The sequence below is a fragment of the Staphylococcus sp. HMSC071G07 genome (assembly GCF_001811435.1).
In the GTDB taxonomy this organism is placed as follows: domain Bacteria; phylum Bacillota; class Bacilli; order Staphylococcales; family Staphylococcaceae; genus Staphylococcus; species Staphylococcus pettenkoferi.
The window spans coordinates 49,938-71,524 of sequence record NZ_KV804768.1 but is presented as its reverse complement, the minus strand read 5'-3'; the positions used below and the strand labels follow the sequence as shown (position 1 = coordinate 71,524).

At 39.1% G+C, this 21,587-nt stretch carries 20 protein-coding genes and 1 tRNA gene; 19 read left to right on the top strand and 2 right to left on the bottom strand.

From position 1 onward, the window contains the following. Window positions 1–275: hypothetical protein (locus tag HMPREF2802_RS12115; RefSeq protein ID WP_176744772.1), on the top strand; the 275-nt coding region annotated here is incomplete at its 5' end. A 214-nt stretch (window positions 276–489) separates the two neighbouring features. Here HMPREF2802_RS12115 and HMPREF2802_RS04665 read toward each other — a convergent pair. After that, window positions 490–563, bottom strand: a tRNA-Arg gene (locus HMPREF2802_RS04665). 269 nt (window positions 564–832) lie between these two features. Here HMPREF2802_RS04665 and HMPREF2802_RS04660 point away from each other — a divergent pair. Next, window positions 833–1,534 (top strand): YjjG family noncanonical pyrimidine nucleotidase, encoded by a 702-nt coding sequence (locus tag HMPREF2802_RS04660; RefSeq protein ID WP_371091347.1) that lies wholly within the window; start codon window positions 833–835, stop codon window positions 1,532–1,534. A 94-nt stretch (window positions 1,535–1,628) separates the two neighbouring features. Here the strand turns inward: HMPREF2802_RS04660 and HMPREF2802_RS04655 are convergent, their stop codons facing one another. Further along, the gene (locus tag HMPREF2802_RS04655) at window positions 1,629–2,075 is read right to left on the bottom strand and encodes an N-acetyltransferase (protein WP_070502925.1); all 447 of its coding nucleotides are present in this window, start codon (window positions 2,073–2,075) and stop codon (window positions 1,629–1,631) included. Between the two features lie 229 nt (window positions 2,076–2,304). Here HMPREF2802_RS04655 and bshC point away from each other — a divergent pair, with 229 nt between their 5' ends. From bshC to ileS, 17 genes are all read left to right on the top strand, one after another. Further along, the gene (gene bshC, locus HMPREF2802_RS04650; RefSeq protein ID WP_070502924.1) at window positions 2,305–3,918 is read left to right on the top strand and encodes a bacillithiol biosynthesis cysteine-adding enzyme BshC; all 1,614 of its coding nucleotides are present in this window, start codon (window positions 2,305–2,307) and stop codon (window positions 3,916–3,918) included. Between the two features lie 149 nt (window positions 3,919–4,067). Then, entirely contained in the window at window positions 4,068–4,499 is a 432-nt protein-coding gene (mraZ, locus tag HMPREF2802_RS04645) for a division/cell wall cluster transcriptional repressor MraZ (RefSeq protein ID WP_002472823.1), read from the top strand. Between the two features lie 15 nt (window positions 4,500–4,514). Then, the gene (gene rsmH, locus HMPREF2802_RS04640) at window positions 4,515–5,450 is read left to right on the top strand and encodes a 16S rRNA (cytosine(1402)-N(4))-methyltransferase RsmH (protein WP_049407015.1); all 936 of its coding nucleotides are present in this window, start codon (window positions 4,515–4,517) and stop codon (window positions 5,448–5,450) included. A gap of 16 nt (window positions 5,451–5,466) precedes the next feature. After that, complete coding sequence (gene ftsL, locus HMPREF2802_RS04635) at window positions 5,467–5,862, top strand: cell division protein FtsL (protein ID WP_002472889.1); 396 nt, start codon at window positions 5,467–5,469, stop codon at window positions 5,860–5,862. After that, a complete protein-coding gene (locus tag HMPREF2802_RS04630; RefSeq protein ID WP_070502923.1) occupies window positions 5,843–8,179 on the top strand; it encodes a penicillin-binding protein in 2,337 nt (778 codons plus the stop codon). Before ftsL ends, HMPREF2802_RS04630 begins: the two co-directional genes overlap by 20 nt. A 202-nt stretch (window positions 8,180–8,381) precedes the next feature. Continuing rightward, window positions 8,382–9,347 (top strand): phospho-N-acetylmuramoyl-pentapeptide-transferase, encoded by a 966-nt coding sequence (mraY, locus tag HMPREF2802_RS04625; protein WP_070502922.1) that lies wholly within the window; start codon window positions 8,382–8,384, stop codon window positions 9,345–9,347. Between the two features lie 5 nt (window positions 9,348–9,352). Next, window positions 9,353–10,702: a UDP-N-acetylmuramoyl-L-alanine--D-glutamate ligase gene (gene murD / locus HMPREF2802_RS04620; RefSeq protein ID WP_070502921.1), complete on the top strand. Its 1,350-nt coding sequence runs from the start codon at window positions 9,353–9,355 to the stop codon at window positions 10,700–10,702. Between the two features lie 15 nt (window positions 10,703–10,717). Beyond that, on the top strand, window positions 10,718–11,620 hold the full coding sequence (locus HMPREF2802_RS04615) for a cell division protein FtsQ/DivIB (RefSeq protein ID WP_070502920.1): 903 nt from the start codon (window positions 10,718–10,720) through the stop codon (window positions 11,618–11,620). 104 nt (window positions 11,621–11,724) lie between these two features. Then, the gene (gene ftsA / locus HMPREF2802_RS04610; protein WP_070502919.1) at window positions 11,725–13,122 is read left to right on the top strand and encodes a cell division protein FtsA; all 1,398 of its coding nucleotides are present in this window, start codon (window positions 11,725–11,727) and stop codon (window positions 13,120–13,122) included. A gap of 28 nt (window positions 13,123–13,150) precedes the next feature. Continuing rightward, the gene (gene ftsZ, locus HMPREF2802_RS04605) at window positions 13,151–14,323 is read left to right on the top strand and encodes a cell division protein FtsZ (protein ID WP_002472854.1); all 1,173 of its coding nucleotides are present in this window, start codon (window positions 13,151–13,153) and stop codon (window positions 14,321–14,323) included. 245 nt (window positions 14,324–14,568) lie between these two features. Then, window positions 14,569–15,381: a peptidoglycan editing factor PgeF gene (pgeF, locus tag HMPREF2802_RS04600; protein WP_070502918.1), complete on the top strand. Its 813-nt coding sequence runs from the start codon at window positions 14,569–14,571 to the stop codon at window positions 15,379–15,381. Between the two features lies 1 nt (window position 15,382). Then, window positions 15,383–16,057, top strand: coding sequence for a YggS family pyridoxal phosphate-dependent enzyme (locus tag HMPREF2802_RS04595; RefSeq protein WP_002472849.1), 675 nt, complete (start codon window positions 15,383–15,385; stop codon window positions 16,055–16,057). 5 nt (window positions 16,058–16,062) lie between these two features. After that, window positions 16,063–16,635 carry a cell division protein SepF gene (locus HMPREF2802_RS04590; protein ID WP_049409600.1) on the top strand — a complete coding sequence of 191 codons (573 nt, stop codon included), beginning with the start codon at window positions 16,063–16,065 and terminating at the stop codon, window positions 16,633–16,635. A 10-nt stretch (window positions 16,636–16,645) separates the two neighbouring features. Further along, a complete protein-coding gene (locus tag HMPREF2802_RS04585) occupies window positions 16,646–16,933 on the top strand; it encodes a YggT family protein (protein WP_070502917.1) in 288 nt (95 codons plus the stop codon). Window positions 16,934–17,069: 136 nt separating this feature from the next. Continuing rightward, window positions 17,070–17,849, top strand: coding sequence for a YlmH family RNA-binding protein (locus HMPREF2802_RS04580; protein WP_083307592.1), 780 nt, complete (start codon window positions 17,070–17,072; stop codon window positions 17,847–17,849). A 36-nt stretch (window positions 17,850–17,885) separates the two neighbouring features. Beyond that, entirely contained in the window at window positions 17,886–18,515 is a 630-nt protein-coding gene (locus HMPREF2802_RS04575) for a DivIVA domain-containing protein (RefSeq protein ID WP_070502915.1), read from the top strand. 227 nt (window positions 18,516–18,742) lie between these two features. Further along, a complete protein-coding gene (gene ileS, locus HMPREF2802_RS04570; protein ID WP_070502914.1) occupies window positions 18,743–21,496 on the top strand; it encodes an isoleucine--tRNA ligase in 2,754 nt (917 codons plus the stop codon). Window positions 21,497–21,587: the final 91 nt, after the last annotated feature.

The following is a 21,587-nucleotide window of genomic DNA, read 5'->3' as shown; positions in this document are numbered from 1 at the left end:
AAAGCAATAAGCAATTCAAGACAGAAATTCAAGAGAGCAATAAACAATTTAAAGAAGAGCAACTTGAGTTTCGAAAGGAATTGTTAGAGAGTAATGCTCAATTTAGAGAAGAAATGCGAGAGGATTTTCAAAGATTTGAAACGAATATCGGCAATTTAATAGATCAAAAGATGGAAGTTCATGTCAATTACTTGAAATATTCTATGTTACGTTGGGGTGTTGGCATTAGTGTAGGTATCTTTGGATTAGCAGGAAGAGTTTTTGGTATATATTAATATAAGTAATGATTTTTGCTAGCGGTCAAAACACGGACAACGAATGGACAACGTAAAATTAAAATCGCTAAAATGATGTCCGTTTTTGATCAAAAGTTGTTTTTAAGTCCCTAAAAATTCGCTTTATATGGTGTGTAATTGACACCTAAATATAAAAGAACCCCGTCACGACGGGGTTCTTGATTTTGAAAAGTATTCAATTTAAACCAAAAAACGTCCTGGGAGGGATTCGAACCCCCGACCGATGGCTTAGAAGGCCATTGCTCTATCCAGCTGAGCTACCAGGACATAACGTTTTTTAACACAACATTTATTATAACTAACTCGTTACAATAAAGCAATACATCAATCATTGAAATTTATGTAGATTTTTCACTTATGTAAGCGAATTGCATGGATTTACTAGTAATACCCATAAACTCATCGCAGTTTTCTTGTACTTCTAACTTAAATTTCACAATTCTAAATCGTTACTAACTTATTCTATTTGAAATTTTCATAATCCCCCACTTTCTTTCTCGCAACTAATATATTATAGTTCAATAATGAGTAGTTTAATGAGAGAAAGGGATTTTATTATGAAACCGACCATGCTTATTGATTTTGACGATACGTTAGTAGACTTTATAGATGCTGAAATTAAAGCTTTTTACACAATAGCTAAAGAGTATCTAAATGAAGCTACTGAATCTGATTTACAAACATTTATGCGAGTAAATCAGGCGCATTGGGAAGCTTTCCAACGTGGAGAGCTCAATAAGGAAGAAGTGTTGAACCAACGTTTCCGGAATTTCTTTGCGAGATACGATATCGAAGTTGATGGTCCGAAAGTTGATCATGAGTATCGCACCGCGTTATCGAAAGCGACAGTGAAGTATATGCCACACGTTCTAACTACTTTAGATATTCTTAAAAATCACTACGATCTCTATATCGTGACGAATGGTGTGCGCATCACGCAATTACGTCGTTTGAAACAAACACCTTTCGAAACGATCTTCAAAGATATCTTTATCTCTGAAGATACAGGCTCTCAAAAACCTATGCCTGAATTCTTCGATTACGTGTTTAACCATATTGGTAACGAGAGAAGACAAGACGCTATCATTGTGGGAGACTCTTTAACTTCTGATATCCAAGGTGGTATCAACGCTGGAATTCGAACTTGTTGGTACAACGGCCGAGATAAGGTCAATGATTCTGGTATTCAACCTGACTACACAATACACAGCTTTGACCAACTTGTTCACTTAATATAAGTTCTGATTAGAAAATCAATAAAAAAAGAGTTGATGAAAGGTGAGTAAGTGCAAGTGTTAAGCAATCGACCTTATTCATCAACTCTAATTGTTATTATTTATTTGGTGCCCATAATAGTACATCGTTACCTTCTTGGTTATGTTCACCTGTATCTTCGAAGCCATGTTTCAAGAAGAAATCTTTAGATTTATTACGTGCAATCACTTTGATCGGTAAGTTATGTGATTTGGCATAGTCGAGTAGTGCTTGACCATAGCCACGACATTGAAATGCTTTGAGAACTTCAAGTTTCCATAATACTAAGTAATCATCATATTTAGGGAAATAGACTTCTTCCACTTCACCTTTACGATAAAGTGCCATACGAGCGCCAAGACGATCACCTACGTATATGCCGTAGAATGGAGAGTCTGAACTAGCATCGATCATTTCCCCACGTAGTTCATCAACCATAAATAGATCTTTGTTCCCGAAGTTCCTGAAATCTTCGAAAAGTTCGTCGGTCTTGTAATTAATATCGAGACGCTTTACGTCACTCATATTCTTTCCCCCTTGAATTGATTTAATACCATTATACCGTAAAGTGAATTATGATGACAAAATTTTATAATTTATCATCTTTGGATAACTGATGTGACCTCAATGTATATTACCCTTTACAACGGTAAAATTTTTCTTACTTTCTCCCTTATATCGCAAGCCGTATAATTGTCAAATATTACTATAATCTTTATACTGAAATAGAACAGAATGACTAAGGAGAATAGGTATGGACTGTAAGACGCTTAAACTTAAAGACGACAATCAATTTATCACTAGCATTGCACATAATGATGAACAAGTAACTCAATTTTTTAATTACAATGCTATGGCAGAGGAAAGTTATGCTACTCGACTTCAAAGTCCTAATAATGGTAGAGAAGAGGCTTTAGCTGAAATAATTGAGCACTATATGAGTGATTTGTCGCTAACTGAGGCACAACAAGATCATATTTCTCAACTTGCTAACGGAGCTAAAGTTGTTATTGGAGGCCAACAAGCAGGTTTTTTAGGCGGCGCACTCTATACTTTTCATAAAATATTATCCATCGTCACATTGACGCAATCTCTACGCGAAAAGTATGACCAACCAGTTGTACCTGTGTTCTGGATTGCTGGTGAAGATCATGATTTTGATGAAGTTAACCACACGTATGTCTTTAACCAAAGCGATGCCCAATTACATAAGGTGAAATATCATACATTACAGCCGCCTGAAACATGTGTTTCTCACTATCATCCTGATAAAGGCGAGTTTAAGCAAGCCGTGGACGATTTCTTTAAACAATTGAATGAAACGCAAGCTTCCCGACCGCTCAGAGATATGTGCCACAAGATTATTGCTGATTTCGACAGTTGGTCAGACATCTTTAAAGCGCTTGTGCACGAGGTCTTCAAAGAATATGGCTTATTACTTATTGATGCGCATGATTCACAATTACGTCGTCTCGAACAGCCGATGTTTAAACATATCATCGAACATCATCAGTCCGTCGATGCTGCTTTTAGACAAGGCCAGGCGAAGACGATTGAAGCGGGTCTTGAACAGATGATTCAAACAGAGACGAATGTGCATCTATTTCTCGAACACGACCAAACGCGAGAGTTACTCATTTATGAAGATGGTAAGTTTAAGCTGAATAAAAGTCAGGAAACACTATCTAAAGAAGAACTACTTAATATAGTAGAAACTGAACCAGAACGTTTATCGAACAATGTAGTGACACGTCCTGTAATGGAAGAGTGGTTATTTAATACAGTCACTTTCGTCGGCGGTCCAAGTGAAATTAAATACTGGGCTGAGCTCGCGCAAGTCTTTAAGACACTAGATGTAGAAATGCCCATCGTTCTTCCACGTATGCGTATCAGTTATCTCAATCCGAAAGTGGAGAAATTGTTAAATCGCTATGATATTCCACTCGATGAGGTTATTGAAGAAGGCGCAACACGCCACAAAGATGATTTTGTCAGAGCGCAAGCTTCAGATGCGTTTATTAATAAAGTTGAAGAGATGAAAGTACAACAAGAAGCGCTTTACCAATCACTTCAACAAGAGTTAGATGATAATCACGATAATTCAGTTCTACTTGATAAAAATAATGAGATTCACCAATTCCAATATGATTATCTCATCCAACGTTATTTACTTAATATTGAAAGAGAAAATCAAATTAGTATGACGCATTTCAGAGAAATTGAAACAACACTCCACGCGATGGGTGGTTTACAAGAAAGAATTTGGAATCCACTCCAAATTATGAATGATTTTGGGATAGATGTGTTCAGTCCCTCCACCTATCCACTACTTCCTTACACATTCGACCATATTATTGTTAAACCTTAGAGTGAGTAAGGATTTACCCGATTTGCTATTACAGCAGATCGGGTTATTTTTATGCCTATTTGAAAGAATTCGGGTAAATTTTATATAAATAGTGGAGGATAGTGGGGAGATGTGGTAAATTATATATATGGAAGGTGAGGTGAGGTAGAATGTTCATGGGTGAATACGAGCATCAGCTTGATACGAAAGGCCGTATGATCGTGCCTTCGAAGTTTCGCTATGACCTTAATGAACGTTTTATCATCACACGAGGCCTTGATAAATGCTTATTCGGCTATACTTTGGAAGAATGGCAGACCATTGAAGAGAAGATGAGAACCTTACCTATGACCAAAAAAGATGCGCGTAAATTTATGCGTATGTTCTTCTCCGGCGCTGTCGAAGTAGAGTTAGATAAGCAAGGGCGTATTAACATTCCACAGAATTTAAGACAATACGCGAATTTATCGAAAGAATGTACAGTAATTGGGGTTTCAAATCGTATAGAGATTTGGGATCGTGAAACTTGGAATAACTTCTACGATGAGTCTGAAGAAAGTTTCGAAGATATTGCTGAAGATTTAATTGATTTTGATTTTTAAAATGGAGGAATTGAAGTGTTTCATCACGTCAGCGTCATGTTGAAAGAGACCATTGATTATTTAAATGTTAAAGCAGATGGTACGTATGTTGACTGTACTTTAGGTGGCGCGGGTCATGCCCTCTATTTGCTGAATCAATTAGGTGATCAAGGCAGATTGATTGCGATTGACCAAGATCAACATGCTTTAGACAACGCAAGAGAAGTTTTGAAAGATCACCTTGATAAAGTTACTTTTATACATAGTAATTTTCGGAATATAACAGAAATTTTAAATGATTTAAATATTGAAAAGGTCGATGGTATCTATTACGATCTTGGCGTTTCTAGTCCTCAATTAGATGTACCAGAACGTGGATTTAGTTATCATCACGATGCGAAATTAGATATGCGCATGGATCAGACGCAAGACTTAACAGCATATGACGTAGTTAATACATGGTCGTTCCATGATTTAATGCGGATATTTAATCGTTACGGCGAAGAGAAATTTGCGAAACAAATTGCAAGACGCATTGAACAGCATCGAGAGAAAGAACCGATAGAGACGACGTTACAACTCGTCGATATCATTAAGGAAGGTATTCCTGCTAAAGCAAGACGTAAAGGCGGACATCCAGCGAAACGCGTCTTTCAAGCGATCCGGATAGCCGTCAATGATGAATTAGCAGCTTTCGAAGATTCGTTGGAGCAAGCCATAGCTCACACCGAAGTGAATGGCAGAATATCCGTTATTTCTTTCCATTCCCTCGAAGACAGGCTATGTAAACAAATGTTCCAAGAATATGAGAAAGGGCCTGATGTTCCGAGAGGCGTACCCGTCTTACCAGAGGAATACACACCTAAACTTAAACGTGTGAATCGCAAGCCAATTACCGCTACTGAAGAAGATTTAGAAGACAATAATCGTGCGCGTAGTGCGAAATTACGTGTCGCAGAGATACTTAAATAAGGAGTGAATCTTAATTATGGCTGTAGAAAAAATATATGAACCTTACAACGCTGCACCACAACATGCACCCGAAACACAACCTTCGGAACAGCCAAAGCAGTCTGTAAAGAAGAAAGTAGTCGTTAAACTTACTAAGTTCGAAAAAATGTTATACATAGGGTTGATAACCGTAATTGCCTTTATCAGTATATATATGCTATCTTTAAAAATGGATGCGTATGATACACACGGCAAGATTGCAGATTTAGACCATAAAATCGAACAACAAGCAAGTGAAAATAGTTCTATAGAATCTGAAATTAAGAAAAACTCTTCATATGAACGCATTTACGACAAGGCAAAAGAACAAGGAATGAGCCTTAAGAACGACAATGTAAAGGTAGTGCGTAATAATGGCGAAGCGAAAAATTAGACTTAAAAAACCCATTTTTAAACTAAAAAAAAATAAAATAGGGGCAGTCCTACTCACTATCGGATTCGGACTGCTCTTTTTTACGTTAGCGCTAAGATTCACTTATATCATGCTAACCGGTCACTCTTCGGGGCAGGATTTAATCATGAAAGCTAATCAGAAATATCTCGCTCAGAAGACCGAACAACCTGAAAGAGGTAAGATTTACGATCGCAATGGCAAGATATTAGCTGAAGACGTAGAACGGTACAAGATTGTAGCCGTGGTCGATAAGAAAGCAGACGAAGGTAGCGATAAGCCGAAACATGTGGTTGATAAAAAGAAGACCGCTAAAAAGCTCGCTACTGTGTTAGATATGAAACCGAAAGAAATTGAAGACAAACTCAATAATAAGAAAGCGTTCCAAGTCGAATTTGGACAAAAAGGAACGAATATCAAATATAAAGAAAAAGAAAAAATTGAAAAAATGAATTTGCCGGGTATTGCACTTTATCCGGAAACAGAACGTTCTTACCCGAATGGTAACTTCGCTTCGCACTTAATTGGTATGGCACAGAAAGATCCTGATAATGGTGACTTGAAAGGTGCGATGGGTGTCGAAAAGATATTCGATAGCTATCTATCAGGTCGTAAAGGATCTCTTTCATACATCAGTGATATTTGGGGTTATATCGCTCCGAATAGTAAGGATGAGAAGATGCCGAAACGCGGTGACGACGTTCATCTCACACTCGATTCTAATGTGCAAGTCTTTGTTGAACGCGCGCTCGATAAGATGGTCGATCACTTTGCACCTAAAGATCTCTTTGCAGTCGTAATGGATGCGAAGACGGGTGAAATTCTCGGTTACAGTCAGCGACCTACTTTTAACCCGGAAACAGGTAAAGACTTCGGTAAGAAATGGGCGAACGACCTTTACCAGAACACGTATGAACCTGGATCTACGTTCAAGACGTATGGACTTGCTGCGGCGATTCAAGAAGGTAAGTTCAAGCCGAATGAGAAATATAAATCAGGTCATAGAGATATCATGGGTTCGCGCATCTCAGACTGGAACAAAGTTGGTTGGGGTAAAATACCTATGACACTAGGGTTTACATACTCTTCCAACACGTTGATGATGCATCTGCAAGATTTAGTTGGCCCGGATAAGATGAAAGATTGGTACAAGAAGTTTGGCTTCGGCGAGACGACGAATGGTCTCTTTGATGGCGAAGCTAAAGGTGGTATTGCTTGGGATAACGAGGCGCAACAGAAGACATCAGCGTTCGGTCAATCCACTACAGTGACACCAGTTCAAATGCTTCAAGCACAATCGGCATTTTATCACGATGGCAATATGGTGCGTCCGTGGTTCGTCAACAGTATAGAGAATCCAGCCACACACGATACATTTTATAAAGGTAAAAAAGAATACAATGGTAAACCGATTACCAAAGATACAGCGAAGAAAGTCCGTACTGAGCTAGATAAAGTAGTCAACAGTGAGAAAAGTCATGCGCAGAACTATCGTCTGAAAGGCTATAGTATGGAAGGTAAGACAGGTACTGCGCAAGTTGCGAGCAAGAATGGCGGATACGAAGAAGGGGACAATCCTTATTTCGTAAGCTTTATCGGTGCAGCGCCGAAGAAAGATCCGCAAATCATCGTCTATGCAGGGATGTCACTCGCTCAGAAGAATGACCAAGAAGCCTATGAAATGGGTGTGAGTCGCGCATTTAAACCAATCATGGAGAATACGTTGAAATACTTGAATGTCGAGAACAGCAGTGGCAAAGATAAATCCGATGTGAAGTATAGTAAAGTGCCGGATGTAGAGGGCCAAGAATTAGACAAAGCCAAGACAAGTATTGAATCGAAATCGCTCAAAGCGGATGTGATTGGTAGCGGTAAGAAAGTAACGAAACAATCTGTGAAAGCAGACAAATCATTATTACCACACAGTCGAGTGTTATTACTCACTGACGGAGATTTGACAATGCCTGATATGTCAGGTTGGTCGAAAGAAGATGTGGTCGCTTTCGAACAATTAACAAATATTAAAGTAGATATGAAAGGTAGTGGTTACGTTTCTGACCAATCCGTTAGTCAAGGTACTAAGGTAGGTAAGAAAGATAAAGTCACTGTATCATTATCTGCTGAAGATATTGATGGCACCGAAGATCATAAGAAACAAGATTTAGAGACGTCGAAAGATGGTAAGAAAGATAAAGATAGCAAGAATAAGGATGAGGGTTCAAAAAAGAAAGACAAAGATAAGAAAGATCAATCTGATCAGCAAGACAACAAACAATCTGAGAAACAATCAGATGGTTAAGGGCTTGAGAAGATAGAATAGTAAGTGACGAGACGAGAGAGTAGTTGTACAACAGGTCGGAAGAGGAAGCGGCTAAGGTTCATCCTTCATTAAAGAGGAGCTTAGGCCTCTTCTCCTGTGCTACCTCATCCGTTCACTCACTATTCGATACATAATCCACCAAGTAACGTGTAACATTGACCCGAGAATTGAGGAGGAAACTATGATTTATTTATTGGCAGTCATTGCATTTTTAATCACATTTATATTGGTGCCATTACTCATTCCAACTTTAAAACGAATGAAATTTGGGCAAAGTATTCGTGAGGAAGGACCTCAAAGTCACATGAAGAAGACCGGTACACCTACGATGGGAGGTTTAACATTTCTCATCAGCATTGTCGTGACAACGATTCTAGGTATCATCTTCACAGACTATACTGCAGAGTTAACTTTGATGCTCTTCGTCACGATCGGCTTTGGTCTTATTGGCTTTATCGATGATTACATTATTGTTGTTGAGAAGAATAACCAAGGTTTAACGAGTCTACAGAAGTTTTTAGCACAAATCGCTATCGCAGTGATTTTCTTCTTCTTTAGCTATATTTTTAACTCTGGTGATATGTCAGTGGGTATTCATATCCCATTCACTGAAACTGAAATACCACTGTCATTCTTCTATGTCATCTTCTTAGTCTTCTGGCAAGTTGGCTTTTCAAATGCAGTCAATCTTACAGATGGCTTAGATGGCCTAGCGACAGGTTTATCTATTATTGGTTTCATTATGTATGCGATTATGGCATTTATACTAGATCAACCTGCAGTTGGTTTCTTCTGTATCATTATGATTTGTGCGTTAGCCGGTTTCTTACCATTTAACTTGAACCCGGCCAAAGTATTCATGGGGGATACAGGAAGTTTAGCATTAGGTGGTATATTCGCTACCGTTTCTGTCCTTTTAAATGCTGAAATTTCTCTGCTCTTCGTTGGTTTCGTCTTCGTGATTGAGACGTTATCAGTGATGATGCAAGTCGCATCTTACAAGTTGACAGGTAAGCGTATTTTTAAAATGTCACCATTACATCACCACTTTGAATTATGTGGCTGGAATGAGAAGAAAGTAACGACAGTATTCTGGACAGTCGGTTTAATTACCGGATTAATTGGTTTATGGATTGGAGTGCACTAATTTAAATGTTGAGTTATACAGGGTTAGAAGATCAAGACGTACTTGTACTTGGATTAGCGAAAAGCGGCTACGAAGCGGCGAAGTTGTTAAACAAACTCGGTGCGAAAGTCGTTGTTAACGATGGTAAAGATTTAAGTCAAGATTCTCATGCCAAAGATTTAGAACATATGGGTATTGAAGTCATTGGCGGACAACATCCATTGTCATTGTTAGATAAGAATCCCATCATCTTTAAGAACCCCGGCATCCCTTATTCTGTACCTATTCTACAAGAAGCACAGAAACGTAATTTGAAAATCTTAACAGAAGTAGAACTCAGTTATCTCGTATCTGAAGCGCCGATTATCGGTGTGACGGGTACAAATGGTAAAACGACAGTGACCTCGCTCATTGGAGATATGTTCCAAAAGAGTCGTGAAGTAGGGCGATTATCAGGGAATATCGGTTATGTAGCTTCTAAGGTAGCACAAGAAGCAGCGCCAGAAGATTACTTGATTACCGAATTATCTTCATTCCAACTCTTAGGAATTGATACGTATCGTCCACATATCGCTATTATTACTAACATTTATTCTGCGCATCTCGACTATCATGAAACGCTCGAGAATTATCAAAATGCGAAGAAGAATATTTATAAAAACCAAACTGAGGATGACTACTTAATTTGTAATTATCATCAACGTCATCTCATTGAATCTGAATCACTTAAAGCGCGTACATATTACTTCTCTACTCAACAAGAAGTCGACGGCATTTACATTGAAGATAACTATATCGTCTTTCAAGGGTTCAGAATCATCCATGTTGATGATGTCGTCTTACCAGGCGAGCATAACTTAGAGAACGTCTTAGCAGCAGTGCTTGCTGCGTTGCTTGCAGGTGTGCCGGTTCGTGCGATTATCGATAGTTTAATCACTTTCTCTGGTATTGAACATCGCTTGCAATACATTGGTGCGAATAAGACGAATAAATATTATAATGACTCTAAAGCAACGAATACATTAGCGACACAATTTGCCTTGAACTCATTTGAGCAACCAATTATCTGGTTGTGTGGAGGTCTAGATCGAGGTAATGGTTTCGATGAACTCGCACCATATATGACAAACGTGCGCGTGATGATTGCTTTCGGAGAGACGCAAGAGAAATTTGTTAAATTAGGTTCTAGTCAAGGAAAATATGTCATTCGCGCTACAGATGTCGAGGATGCTGTAGATAAAGTGCAAGAGATTATAGAACCTAATGACATCGTACTGCTCTCACCGGCTTGTGCAAGTTGGGATCAGTACAACACATTTGAAGAACGTGGTCAGAAATTTATTGATCGCTTCCGTGCGCACTTACCACAGTTTTAAAGGATGTGACTTAACATGTCAGAGAATGAGAACGTAAAGCAGTTTGATTCCAAATATCTGAAAGCCAAACGTATCGCAAGGCGACGGAAGCAAAGACGTATTCAATTTATCGTCTTCGGCATCCTGCTCCTCTTCATCATCTTGCTTCTACTTTACATGTTTACTCCGCTGAGCAAGATTAAAGAGGTGGAAGTTAAAGGGAACGATAACGTGAGTACGAGTGAGATCAAGAAGACAGTCAATGTGACGAACCATTCGCGCATGTACACTTTTAGCACGAAGAAAGCTGCTAAGAAATTGGAAGATAAGACGCTCATCAAGCACGTCAATGTGCATAAGCAACTACCGAATAAATTGATTGTGGATATCTCAGAGTACAACATCGTTGGTTTAGTGAAGAAGAAAGATGAATATGTGCCAATCCTCGAGGATGGCAAAGAGCTCAAACATCTCTCTGGTTCTGCTAGCAATGGTCCTGTATTGACTGGTTTTAGTAAAGGTAAGAAGCAAGACATCATAGACGCGTTAAATAAAATGCCGAGCAATGTGCGTGCCGCTATTTCAGAAATCAGCTACGAACCGACTAAAGGAAGTGAGAATCAAATTAAGCTTTACACTTCCGATGATATTCAAGTGTTAGGCAACATTCGCACGATTGCTAAGAAGATGAAGTACTATCCGCAAATGACAGAGGCGCTCGACCGAGATGAAAGTGGAAATCTCAAGCGAAACGGCTATATTGACTTAACAGTCGGTGCCGCATTTGTTCCGTATAGTGAAAATGACGATGACCAATCTGATTCTGAGAAGAATGTCAAAGCTGGATCTGAGCATGAAGATAAAGCTAAAGATGAACTCCAAGAAACATTGAATAAAATTGATAAAAACAAAGATAAAAGTGATGATAAAAATAATTAAAAAATTTAGATAAACAGATGTGTTTATAGTTCACAAGCAATGCTACGTATTGTAAACTGAATGTAGTATGTACTTGAAATGTAATTGTCAGGAGGTGCCTATCTATGGAGGAACATTATTATGTAAGTATAGATATTGGTTCATCGAGTATAAAAACAATAGTAGGCGAAAAATTTCACAACGGAATTAATGTGATAGGTACAGGACAAACCTATACGAGCGGAATTAAAAATGGATTAATTGACGACTTTGATATCGCACAACAAGCGATTAAAGATACGATTAAAAAGGCATCTATTGCTTCAGGTGTAGATATTAAAGAAGTCTTCTTGAAACTACCTATTATCGGTACAGAAGTTTATGACGAAACAAATGAAATTGAATTTTACGAAGACACAGAACTCAACGGTACACACATAGAGGATGCGCTAGAAGGTATTCGCGATAAAAACGATGTTGAAGGTACTGAAGTTATCGATACTTTTCCTATCAAATTCTATGTGGATGGGGACAACGAAGTATCAGATCCGAAAGAACTTGTCGCACGCCATTCTCTACGCGTGGATGCAGGTGTTATCGCAATCGAACGTTCAATCTTAATCAACATGATTAAATGTGTTGAATCTTGTGGCGTCGATGTCTTAGACGTTTATTCTGATGCGTATAACTATGGTTCAGTTCTTTCAGCTACTGAACGCGAATTAGGCGCATGTATCATTGATATTGGTGAAGACTTAACTCAGCTCGCTTTCTATGAACGTGGTGAGCTGGTTGATGCAGACTCTATAGAGATGGGTGGACGCGATATTACAGACGATATCGCTCAAGGTCTTAACACGACACACGATACAGCTGAGAAGATTAAGCATCAATATGGTCATGCTTTCTATGATTCTGCTTCAGACCAAGATGTCTTTAGTGTCAACCAATTAGACAGTGAAGAGACAGCGCAGTATACACAGAAAGATCTCGCGGACATTATCGAAGCTCGTGTCGAAGAAATTTTCTTCAATGTATTTGACGTTCTGCAAGAGCTTGGTTTGACGAAAGTAAATGGCGGCTTTATCGTTACAGGTGGTTCAGCTAATTTACTCGGTGTCAAAGAGTTATTGCATGATATGGTTAATGAAAAGGTTAGAATTCATACACCTTCACAAATGGGTATCAGAAAGCCAGAATTTTCTTCTGCTATCTCAACAATATCTAGTAGCATTACTTTCGATGAGTTATTAGATTATGTTACAATAAGTAATCATGATAGTGAAGAATTTGAAGAAGAAGAAATCGAACCAGACGAGAAAGACACTTCTTCTAAATCAAGTGGATTTGATTGGTTCAAGAAGAAAACCAACAAATCAGAAACAACACATCACGACGATGTGAAAGATACTGAAGGTGCAAGAGAACCATATAGTGTTGAACATGGTGAACATGAACAGCAAGAAGCTCAACCTAAAGAAGAAAGTAAATTTAAAAAATTGATGAAATCTCTATTTGAATGATTGGCCATTAATACTAGGAGGAAATGCAATGTTAGAATTTGAACAAGGATTTAATCATTTAGCGACGTTGAAAGTCATCGGTGTAGGGGGCGGCGGTAACAACGCCGTAAACCGTATGATTGATCACGGAATGAATAACGTAGAATTTATTTCTATTAACACTGACGGACAAGCTTTAAACTTATCTAAAGCTGAGTCTAAGATCCAAATTGGTGAGAAATTAACACGTGGTTTAGGTGCAGGTGCTAACCCTGAAATTGGTAAGAAAGCAGCTGAAGAATCACGTGAACAAATCGAAGACGCAATCCAAGGTGCGGACATGGTATTCGTAACTGCTGGTATGGGTGGCGGTACTGGTACAGGTGCTGCACCAGTCGTAGCGAAGATTGCTAAAGAAATGGGCGCTTTAACAGTAGGTGTCGTTACTCGTCCATTTAGCTTCGAAGGTCGCAAACGCCAAACTCAAGCAGCAGCTGGTGTTGAATCAATGAAAGCTGCAGTAGATACATTAATCGTTATTCCTAACGATCGCTTATTAGATATCGTTGATAAATCTACACCAATGATGGAAGCGTTTAAAGAAGCAGATAACGTATTACGTCAAGGTGTTCAAGGTATCTCTGACTTAATCGCTGTTTCAGGTGAAGTGAACCTTGACTTTGCCGACGTTAAGACAATCATGTCTAACCAAGGTTCTGCATTGATGGGTATCGGTGTTTCTTCTGGAGAAAACCGTGCAGTTGAAGCTGCTAAAAAAGCGATTTCTTCTCCATTACTTGAAACATCTATCGTGGGTGCCCAAGGTGTGTTAATGAACATCACAGGTGGAGAATCACTTTCATTATTCGAAGCTCAAGAAGCAGCAGACATCGTACAAGATGCAGCGGACGAAGATGTTAACATGATCTTCGGTACAGTGATCAATCCTGAGCTACAAGATGAAATCGTAGTAACAGTTATCGCTACTGGTTTCGAAGACAAACCAGCTTCTCAAGGACGTAAAGCGTCTAACACTGGTTTCGGTTCAAGTGCAACAAGCAGCTCAAGTTCACAAGAAACATCATTCTCTACACGTTCAACTGAAAGTGCAGGTGGCGTAGAGAATACGACTGAAAGCAGAAGTCATTCTACTAAAGAAGATGACATTCCAAGCTTTATCAGAAATCGTGAAGAAAGACGTTCAAGAAGATCTAGACGTTAATCATCACATGATAAAGCGCTATAGCTGAGTCTGGGTAACACTCAGTCATCAATTAAATGAATAACAATGTGGCCGGTTGAATTGCTTTACTCAATGTGTGCAAACTACACAGCGATTCGACCGACCTATAAGAGTGGGACTGTGATTCAAATTTTTAATGAAATTTCGGATGCTGTCTCACTCTTTTTTAGAATATAAGCCACAAAGTATAAATGAGATCACTAGAACGAGGAAAGTGAGTACGTATGTCAGAGAAGTTTATTAAATTATCGCATAGATTAGAATATCAAGATGCGTCATTATCCAACATCTTTCTAGGTATGACCACGAGAGAGGGTGGTTTGAGTCCATATCCAGATTATGCCTTTAATATGGCGCGTTATACAGATGATGCAGCTGATCACGTTACACAACACCAAGAAACGCTCGCATCTATCATTCATATGCCGACCTCTCACTGGGTCTTTCCGATACAGACGCATGGCAATCGTGTGACTGAGGTGACACAGCGAGATAGAGGAACGAATATCGATACGTTAACCGACGATTTACATGGTATTGATGGGCTTTATACCTATGATACAAACATTATGTTGACGATGTGTTATGCGGATTGCGTACCTATTTATTTTTATAGTGAGCGACATCACTATATTGGTTTAGCGCATGCAGGTTGGCGAGGAACAGTAGGCCAAATCGTCGTTAATATGATTGAAGAAATTGATTTCGATATCAAAGATTTACAAGTGGTTATTGGTCCGGCTACCTCAACATCGTATGAAATTAATGATGATATTAAATCCCAATTTGAAGATTTAGCGATTGATACATCTCGTTTTATTGAGACGAGAGGGCCTGACAGACATGGCATTGATTTGAAGGAAGCGAATGCTTTACTTTTAGAAAAAGCGGGACTATCCAGAGATCAAATTACGATTACGCAATATGAAACATCTGAAGACTTAGACTTATTCTTCTCTTATCGAGTGGAAAAAGGACAAACCGGACGGATGTTGGCGTACATCGGTCAACGCGAAACAAAGGAAGGGGAAGTGTGAGATGAGTGTACAAGAGCAATATCAAACGATTCAAGAGGAATTGAAAGCTGCGAGCGAAAAGGGAGGTTGGACGACACAACCTGACGTGATTGCTGTGACGAAATATGTTACAATAGACCGAGCTAAAGAAGCATATCAAGCTGGCGTACGACACTTCGGTGAGAACCGTGTCGAAGGCTTCTTAGAGAAGAAAGAAGCTTTACCAGATGACGTGACGATGCACTTTATCGGTCCTTTGCAATCGCGTAAAGTGAAGGAAGTCATCAATGAAGTTACATACTATCACGCACTTGATCGCTTAAAGATAGCTAAAGAAATTGACAAACGTGTCGATCATACTGTGAAATGCTTCGTACAAGTGAATGTGTCAGGTGAGTCTTCAAAGCATGGTCTTGAACTTAGTGAAGTGAAAGACTTTATCGAAACACTTGCTGACTATGAACATATTGAAGTCATCGGCTTGATGACGATGGCGCCGTACACAGATGACGAAGCTTATATCAAACAATTATTTGAACAATTAAGAAAGCAACGCGATGAAATACAATCTCTCAATCTAGCGCATGCACCTTGTTCCGAACTTTCTATGGGCATGAGCAATGATTATCAAATTGCTGCTGAAGCGGGTGCGTCATATGTGCGAATTGGGACGAAACTTGTAGGAAATGAGGAGTGAAGCTATTGGCTTTAAAGGATTTATTTAATGGATTTTTCACTGTAGAAGAGGAAGATGATGAGTTAGAGGCACCACCAGAAAGAGAACCACGTAGAGAACAATCTCAGAACCAAGCAGCTGAGACATCACATATTGAGCCTAATGAACGTCAACGTTCTTTACAATCTGTGCCGAAAAAGCAATCTTCTAGATACCAATCATCACAAGGTGAAAGGAAGTATCATATGAATCAATCACAGAAATCAAACACACGCAATGTAGTGAATATGAACAACCAAGAACAATATGATTACGTTCAAGAAAGTTCTAAAATGTGTTTATTTGAGCCACGCGTCTTCTCAGATACACAAGATATTGCTGATGAGTTGAAGAATCGCCGTGCTACATTAGTGAACCTTCAACGTATCGACAAGGTGTCAGCTAAGCGAATCATTGACTTCTTAAGCGGTACAGTCTATGCGATTGGTGGCGACATTCAACGCGTAGGTTCAGATATCTTCTTATGTACGCCTGACAACGTAGAAGTAGCTGGAACGATTACAGACCAAATTGAGAACGCTGATTTTCATGGTGAATAGAGGCTAAATTATGAGTTTAGAAATATTAGGCACGATTTTCAATATTATATTGATTCTCGTTAGAATTTATACCTTTGGAATGCTCTTTTACTTCTTAATGTCTTGGCTACCGGGTGCGCGTGAGAATGGATTAGGCCGATTCTTAGCTAAGATTTACGAGCCATTTTTAGAACCATTCCGACGCATCATTCCACCAATTGGAATTATAGATATTTCATCTATCGTCGCACTCTTTGTGCTGTTCTTGTTTAGACAAGGTTTAAGAAGTCTCTTTAGCTTGATTATGCATTCATTATAATATGTGCTTTAACGGTAGGTAGAATGAGATTCGAGCTACGCATATGCACGATAAGATAACTAAAAGTCCCGCTCTGACGTTGTGAGGGTTGGGACTTTCTTTGTAGTGGATATAAATTATTTGTATAGAAAGGAGCGTGAGCACGATAGATATTTATCAACACTTTCGAAGCGAAGAGCGTGAGATAATCGATCAATTAATCGATAAGTGTAAACAGGCGAATGATCATTACGCCCCGCAACTCACCAACTTTTTAGATCCTAGAGCACAGTATATTGCTGAAGTGGTAACAAATAGTTTCGAAGATTTACACATCCATTTCTTTGGGGGTTATCATGCTGAGCGTCAACGTGCGATTATCGCCCCCCCGTACTATGAACCGGATATAGAAGATTTCGAAGTCGTATTGATTGAGGTTACTTATCCGAAAAAGTTTGTGACGATTCAACATCAACATGTACTAGGTACGATTATGTCCATGGGGATTGAACGTAAGCAACTAGGTGATATACTAGTGAATGAAACGATACAGTTCGTTTTGACAAAACAGTTAGAATCTTATATGATGTTGGAATTAACACGTATCAAAGGTGCAACAGTGAAACTTAATTCTATTCCGTTTAAAGATATGATACAATCTAAAGAGGAATGGAAATCATTTCATGCGACTGTCAGTGCATTGCGTTTAGACGTAGTGTTGAAAGAAATGATACGTAAATCGCGTTCCATCGCGAAACAATTGATAGAGAACAAACGTGTGAAAGTGAACCATGTCATTGTCGACTCAGTCAACTTCCAATTAGATGTCGGTGACTTATTGTCCATTCAAGGATTCGGACGTGTACGCATCACAGACATCGGAGGTAAGACGAAGAAAGATAAGGTTCACATTCAGTTTGAAACTTTGTTTAAATAGAATCGAAGCGTAGGTAGAGATAGAGGAGGTCATTCAATGCCTTTTACACCTAGTGAAATTAAACATAAATCATTTTCACGTGTGAAAAATGGTTACGAAGCAACTGAAGTAGCAAACTATTTAGAACAGTTAAGTAAAGAAATTGAACGTTTGAAAGAAGACAAGAAACAACTTGAAAAAGTGATTGAAGATAAAGAAACAAATCTTAAATCATACAAAGATGTGCATCAATCTGTGAGCGACGCTTTAGTTCAAGCTCAAAAAGCAGGCGAAGAAACGAAGGCTGCTGCTACGAAAGAGGCTGAAGCGACGAAAGAGAAAGCGCAAGCAGAAGCTGACCGTATCGTTAACGACGCGGTGGAGAAAGCACGTCGCTTATCTTTCCAAACAGAAGATATGAAACGTCAATCTAAAATCTTTAGATCACGTTTCCGCATGTTAGTGGAAGCGCAACTCGATCTTCTCAAGAACGACGATTGGGATTATCTTCTGAATTACGATTTAGATGCACAACAAGTGACAGAAGAGAATGTACAGCATTTAAATAATGAAGACTTAACGCCTGAAGAACAAGCGCTTAAAGAGAAGCAAGAAGCAGGCGACAACGACCAAAGTAATGAACAGACAGAGAAGACATCTAAAGATGATGATTCAAAGTCTAAATAATATGTTTGATAGAACAGACGCGTAAGAAACAGTTTGCATATGATTAGCGAGCTAGGGATGGTGAAAGCCTAGTATATGTGTGTTTCTTATATCACTGTTCGTGAAGTGTAATAATGTAGTTGAGAGAACTCTAAGTTGAGTTAATCAGGGTGGTACCGCGATGATTCGAGTCGTCCCTGTTAATTGAACTTAGAGTTCTTTTTTAATAGTAAGAAGGAGTGAATGAAATGGATTATAAAGAAACCCTATTAATGCCAAAGACAGCTTTCCCAATGCGTGGAGGTTTACCCAACAAAGAACCTAAGATCCAAGAAGAATGGGATGAGAAAGAGATTTATCAAAAATCTTTAGAGAAAAACAAAGGTAATACATCATATATTCTTCACGATGGCCCTCCATACGCGAATGGTGGCTTACATATGGGTCATGCGTTGAATAAGATTCTTAAAGATATCATCACGCGCTATAAGACGATGCAAGGGTACTATACGCCATATGTACCAGGCTGGGATACACACGGTCTTCCAATCGAACAAGCATTGACTAAAAAAGGCGTTAAACGTAAAGAAATGTCAGTTTCTGAATTCAGAGAGAAATGTAAAGAATTTGCGTTAAACCAGATTGAATTACAGAAAAAAGATTTCAAACGTCTTGGTGTAAGTGGTGACTTCGACAATCCTTATATCACTTTAAAACCTGAATATGAAGCAGCGCAATTACGTTTATTCGGAGAAATGGCTGCGAAAGGTTTAATTTACAAAGGATTGAAGCCTGTCTACTGGTCTCCATCAAGTGAATCTTCACTTGCAGAAGCAGAAATCGAATATCACGACAAACGTTCTCCATCTATCTACGTTGCGTTCGATGTGAAAGACGGTAAAAATGTTGTAGATGAAGATGCACAATTTATCATCTGGACAACTACACCATGGACACTGCCAGCTAACGTAGCAATCACAGTACACCCTGAATTAACTTACGGAGAATACCTCGTTGATGGTCATAAGTACGTCGTAGGTAAAGATTTAGTTGACGATGTAGCTGAGAATTTAGGTTGGAATACGGATGACATCGAATTAGTGAAAGAATTCTCAGGTAAAGATTTAGAATATGTTGAAGCGCAACACCCATTCTTAGAAGATCGAACAGTCTTACTCATTAACGGTGATCACGTTACTACAGATGCAGGTACAGGATGTGTTCACACGGCACCTGGACACGGGGAAGATGACTATATCGTAGGTACCAAATATGATTTACCAGTCATCAGTCCGGTCGACTACAAAGGTGTGTTAACAGAAGAAGCAGGTCCGTTCGCTGGTGAATTCTACGACAAAGCGAATAAACCAATTACAGATTTACTTAAAGAGAATGGCTCACTATTGAAATTAGACTTCATTACACATAGTTACCCACATGATTGGCGTACGAAGAAACCAGTTATCTTTAGAGCGACACCACAATGGTTTGCTTCTATCGATAAAGTCCGTCAAGATATTTTAGATGCGATTGAAGAGACGCATTTTAAAGTTGACTGGGGTAAAACACGTATCTATAACATGATTCGTGACCGTGGCGAATGGGTTATCTCACGTCAACGTGTCTGGGGTGTGCCACTTCCAGTATTCTACGCTGAAAATGGCGACATCGTGATGATTGAAGAAACTGTGAACCATGTGGCAGATCTCGTAGAAGAATACGGTTCAAACGTGTGGTTCGATCGTGAAGCGAAAGATTTATTACCTGAAGGCTTCACACATCCTGGTAGCCCTAACGGTGAATTTACGAAAGAAACAGATATCATGGACGTATGGTTCGACTCTGGTTCATCTCATCGCGGTGTACTTGAACAACGCCCTGAATTATCTTTCCCAGCTGACCTTTATCTTGAAGGTAGTGACCAATACCGCGGTTGGTTCAACTCATCTATCACAACATCAGTAGCGACGCGTAATCGTTCACCATACAAGATGTTGCTCTCTCACGGCTTCGTTATGGACGGCGAAGGTAAGAAGATGAGTAAATCATTAGGTAACGTTATCGTTCCTGAACAAATCGTGAAGCAGAAAGGTGCAGACATCGCACGTTTATGGGTAAGTAGTGTAGACTACCTTGCCGACGCACGTATTTCAGATGAAATTATTAAACAAACTGCGGACGTGTATCGTAAAATCCGTAACACATTGCGCTTCATGTTAGGTAATGTTAACGACTTTAATCCTGAAACAGATGCTATTGCTGAAGCTGATTTATTAGAAGTCGATCGCTACATCTTAAATCGCTTCCGCGAATTCACAGCAAGCACAATTAAAAACTACGATAACTTCGATTACTTAAATATCTATCAAGAAGTTCAAAACTTCATCAACGTAGAACTCAGTAACTTCTACTTAGATTATGGTAAAGATATTCTTTACATCGAAGAACGCAGTGCACATAAACGTCGTAGCATGCAAACGGTGCTTTACCAAATCGTCGTAGATATGACGAAATTACTTGCGCCAATTCTTGCTCATACTGCTGACGAAGTTTGGAGTTACATTCCACATGTTCAAGAAGAAAGTGTTCACCTCACTGATATGCCGAAAGTTCAAGATGTTGATACTGAGTTAGTTGAGAAATGGAACACATTCATGAAACTTCGCGACGACGTGAACCGTGCATTAGAAATTGCACGTAACGAGAAAGTCATCGGTAAATCATTAGAAGCGAAAGTGACAATTGGTAGTAACAGTGACTTTGACGCTACAGAATTCTTACAAGGCTTCGAAGATTTACAACAATTATTCATCACTTCTCAAGCTGAAGTGGTGGACAGTGTTGAAGGTGGCGCTTCTTATGCACACGGTGACATCAAAGTTGAACATGCTGACGGCGAGAAATGTCAACGTTGCTGGAACTATAGTGAAGACCTTGGTTCAGTAGGCGAACTCACTGATCTTTGCCCACGTTGCCAAGCTGTCGTGAAGACATTAGTTTAAATTAGATTATAAATTGATTTGATGCTAAGTCGGTTAGGTAAAATGACTCAAAGACATCCTTTTGAATGACGTACACGCGCATTCAAGAGGG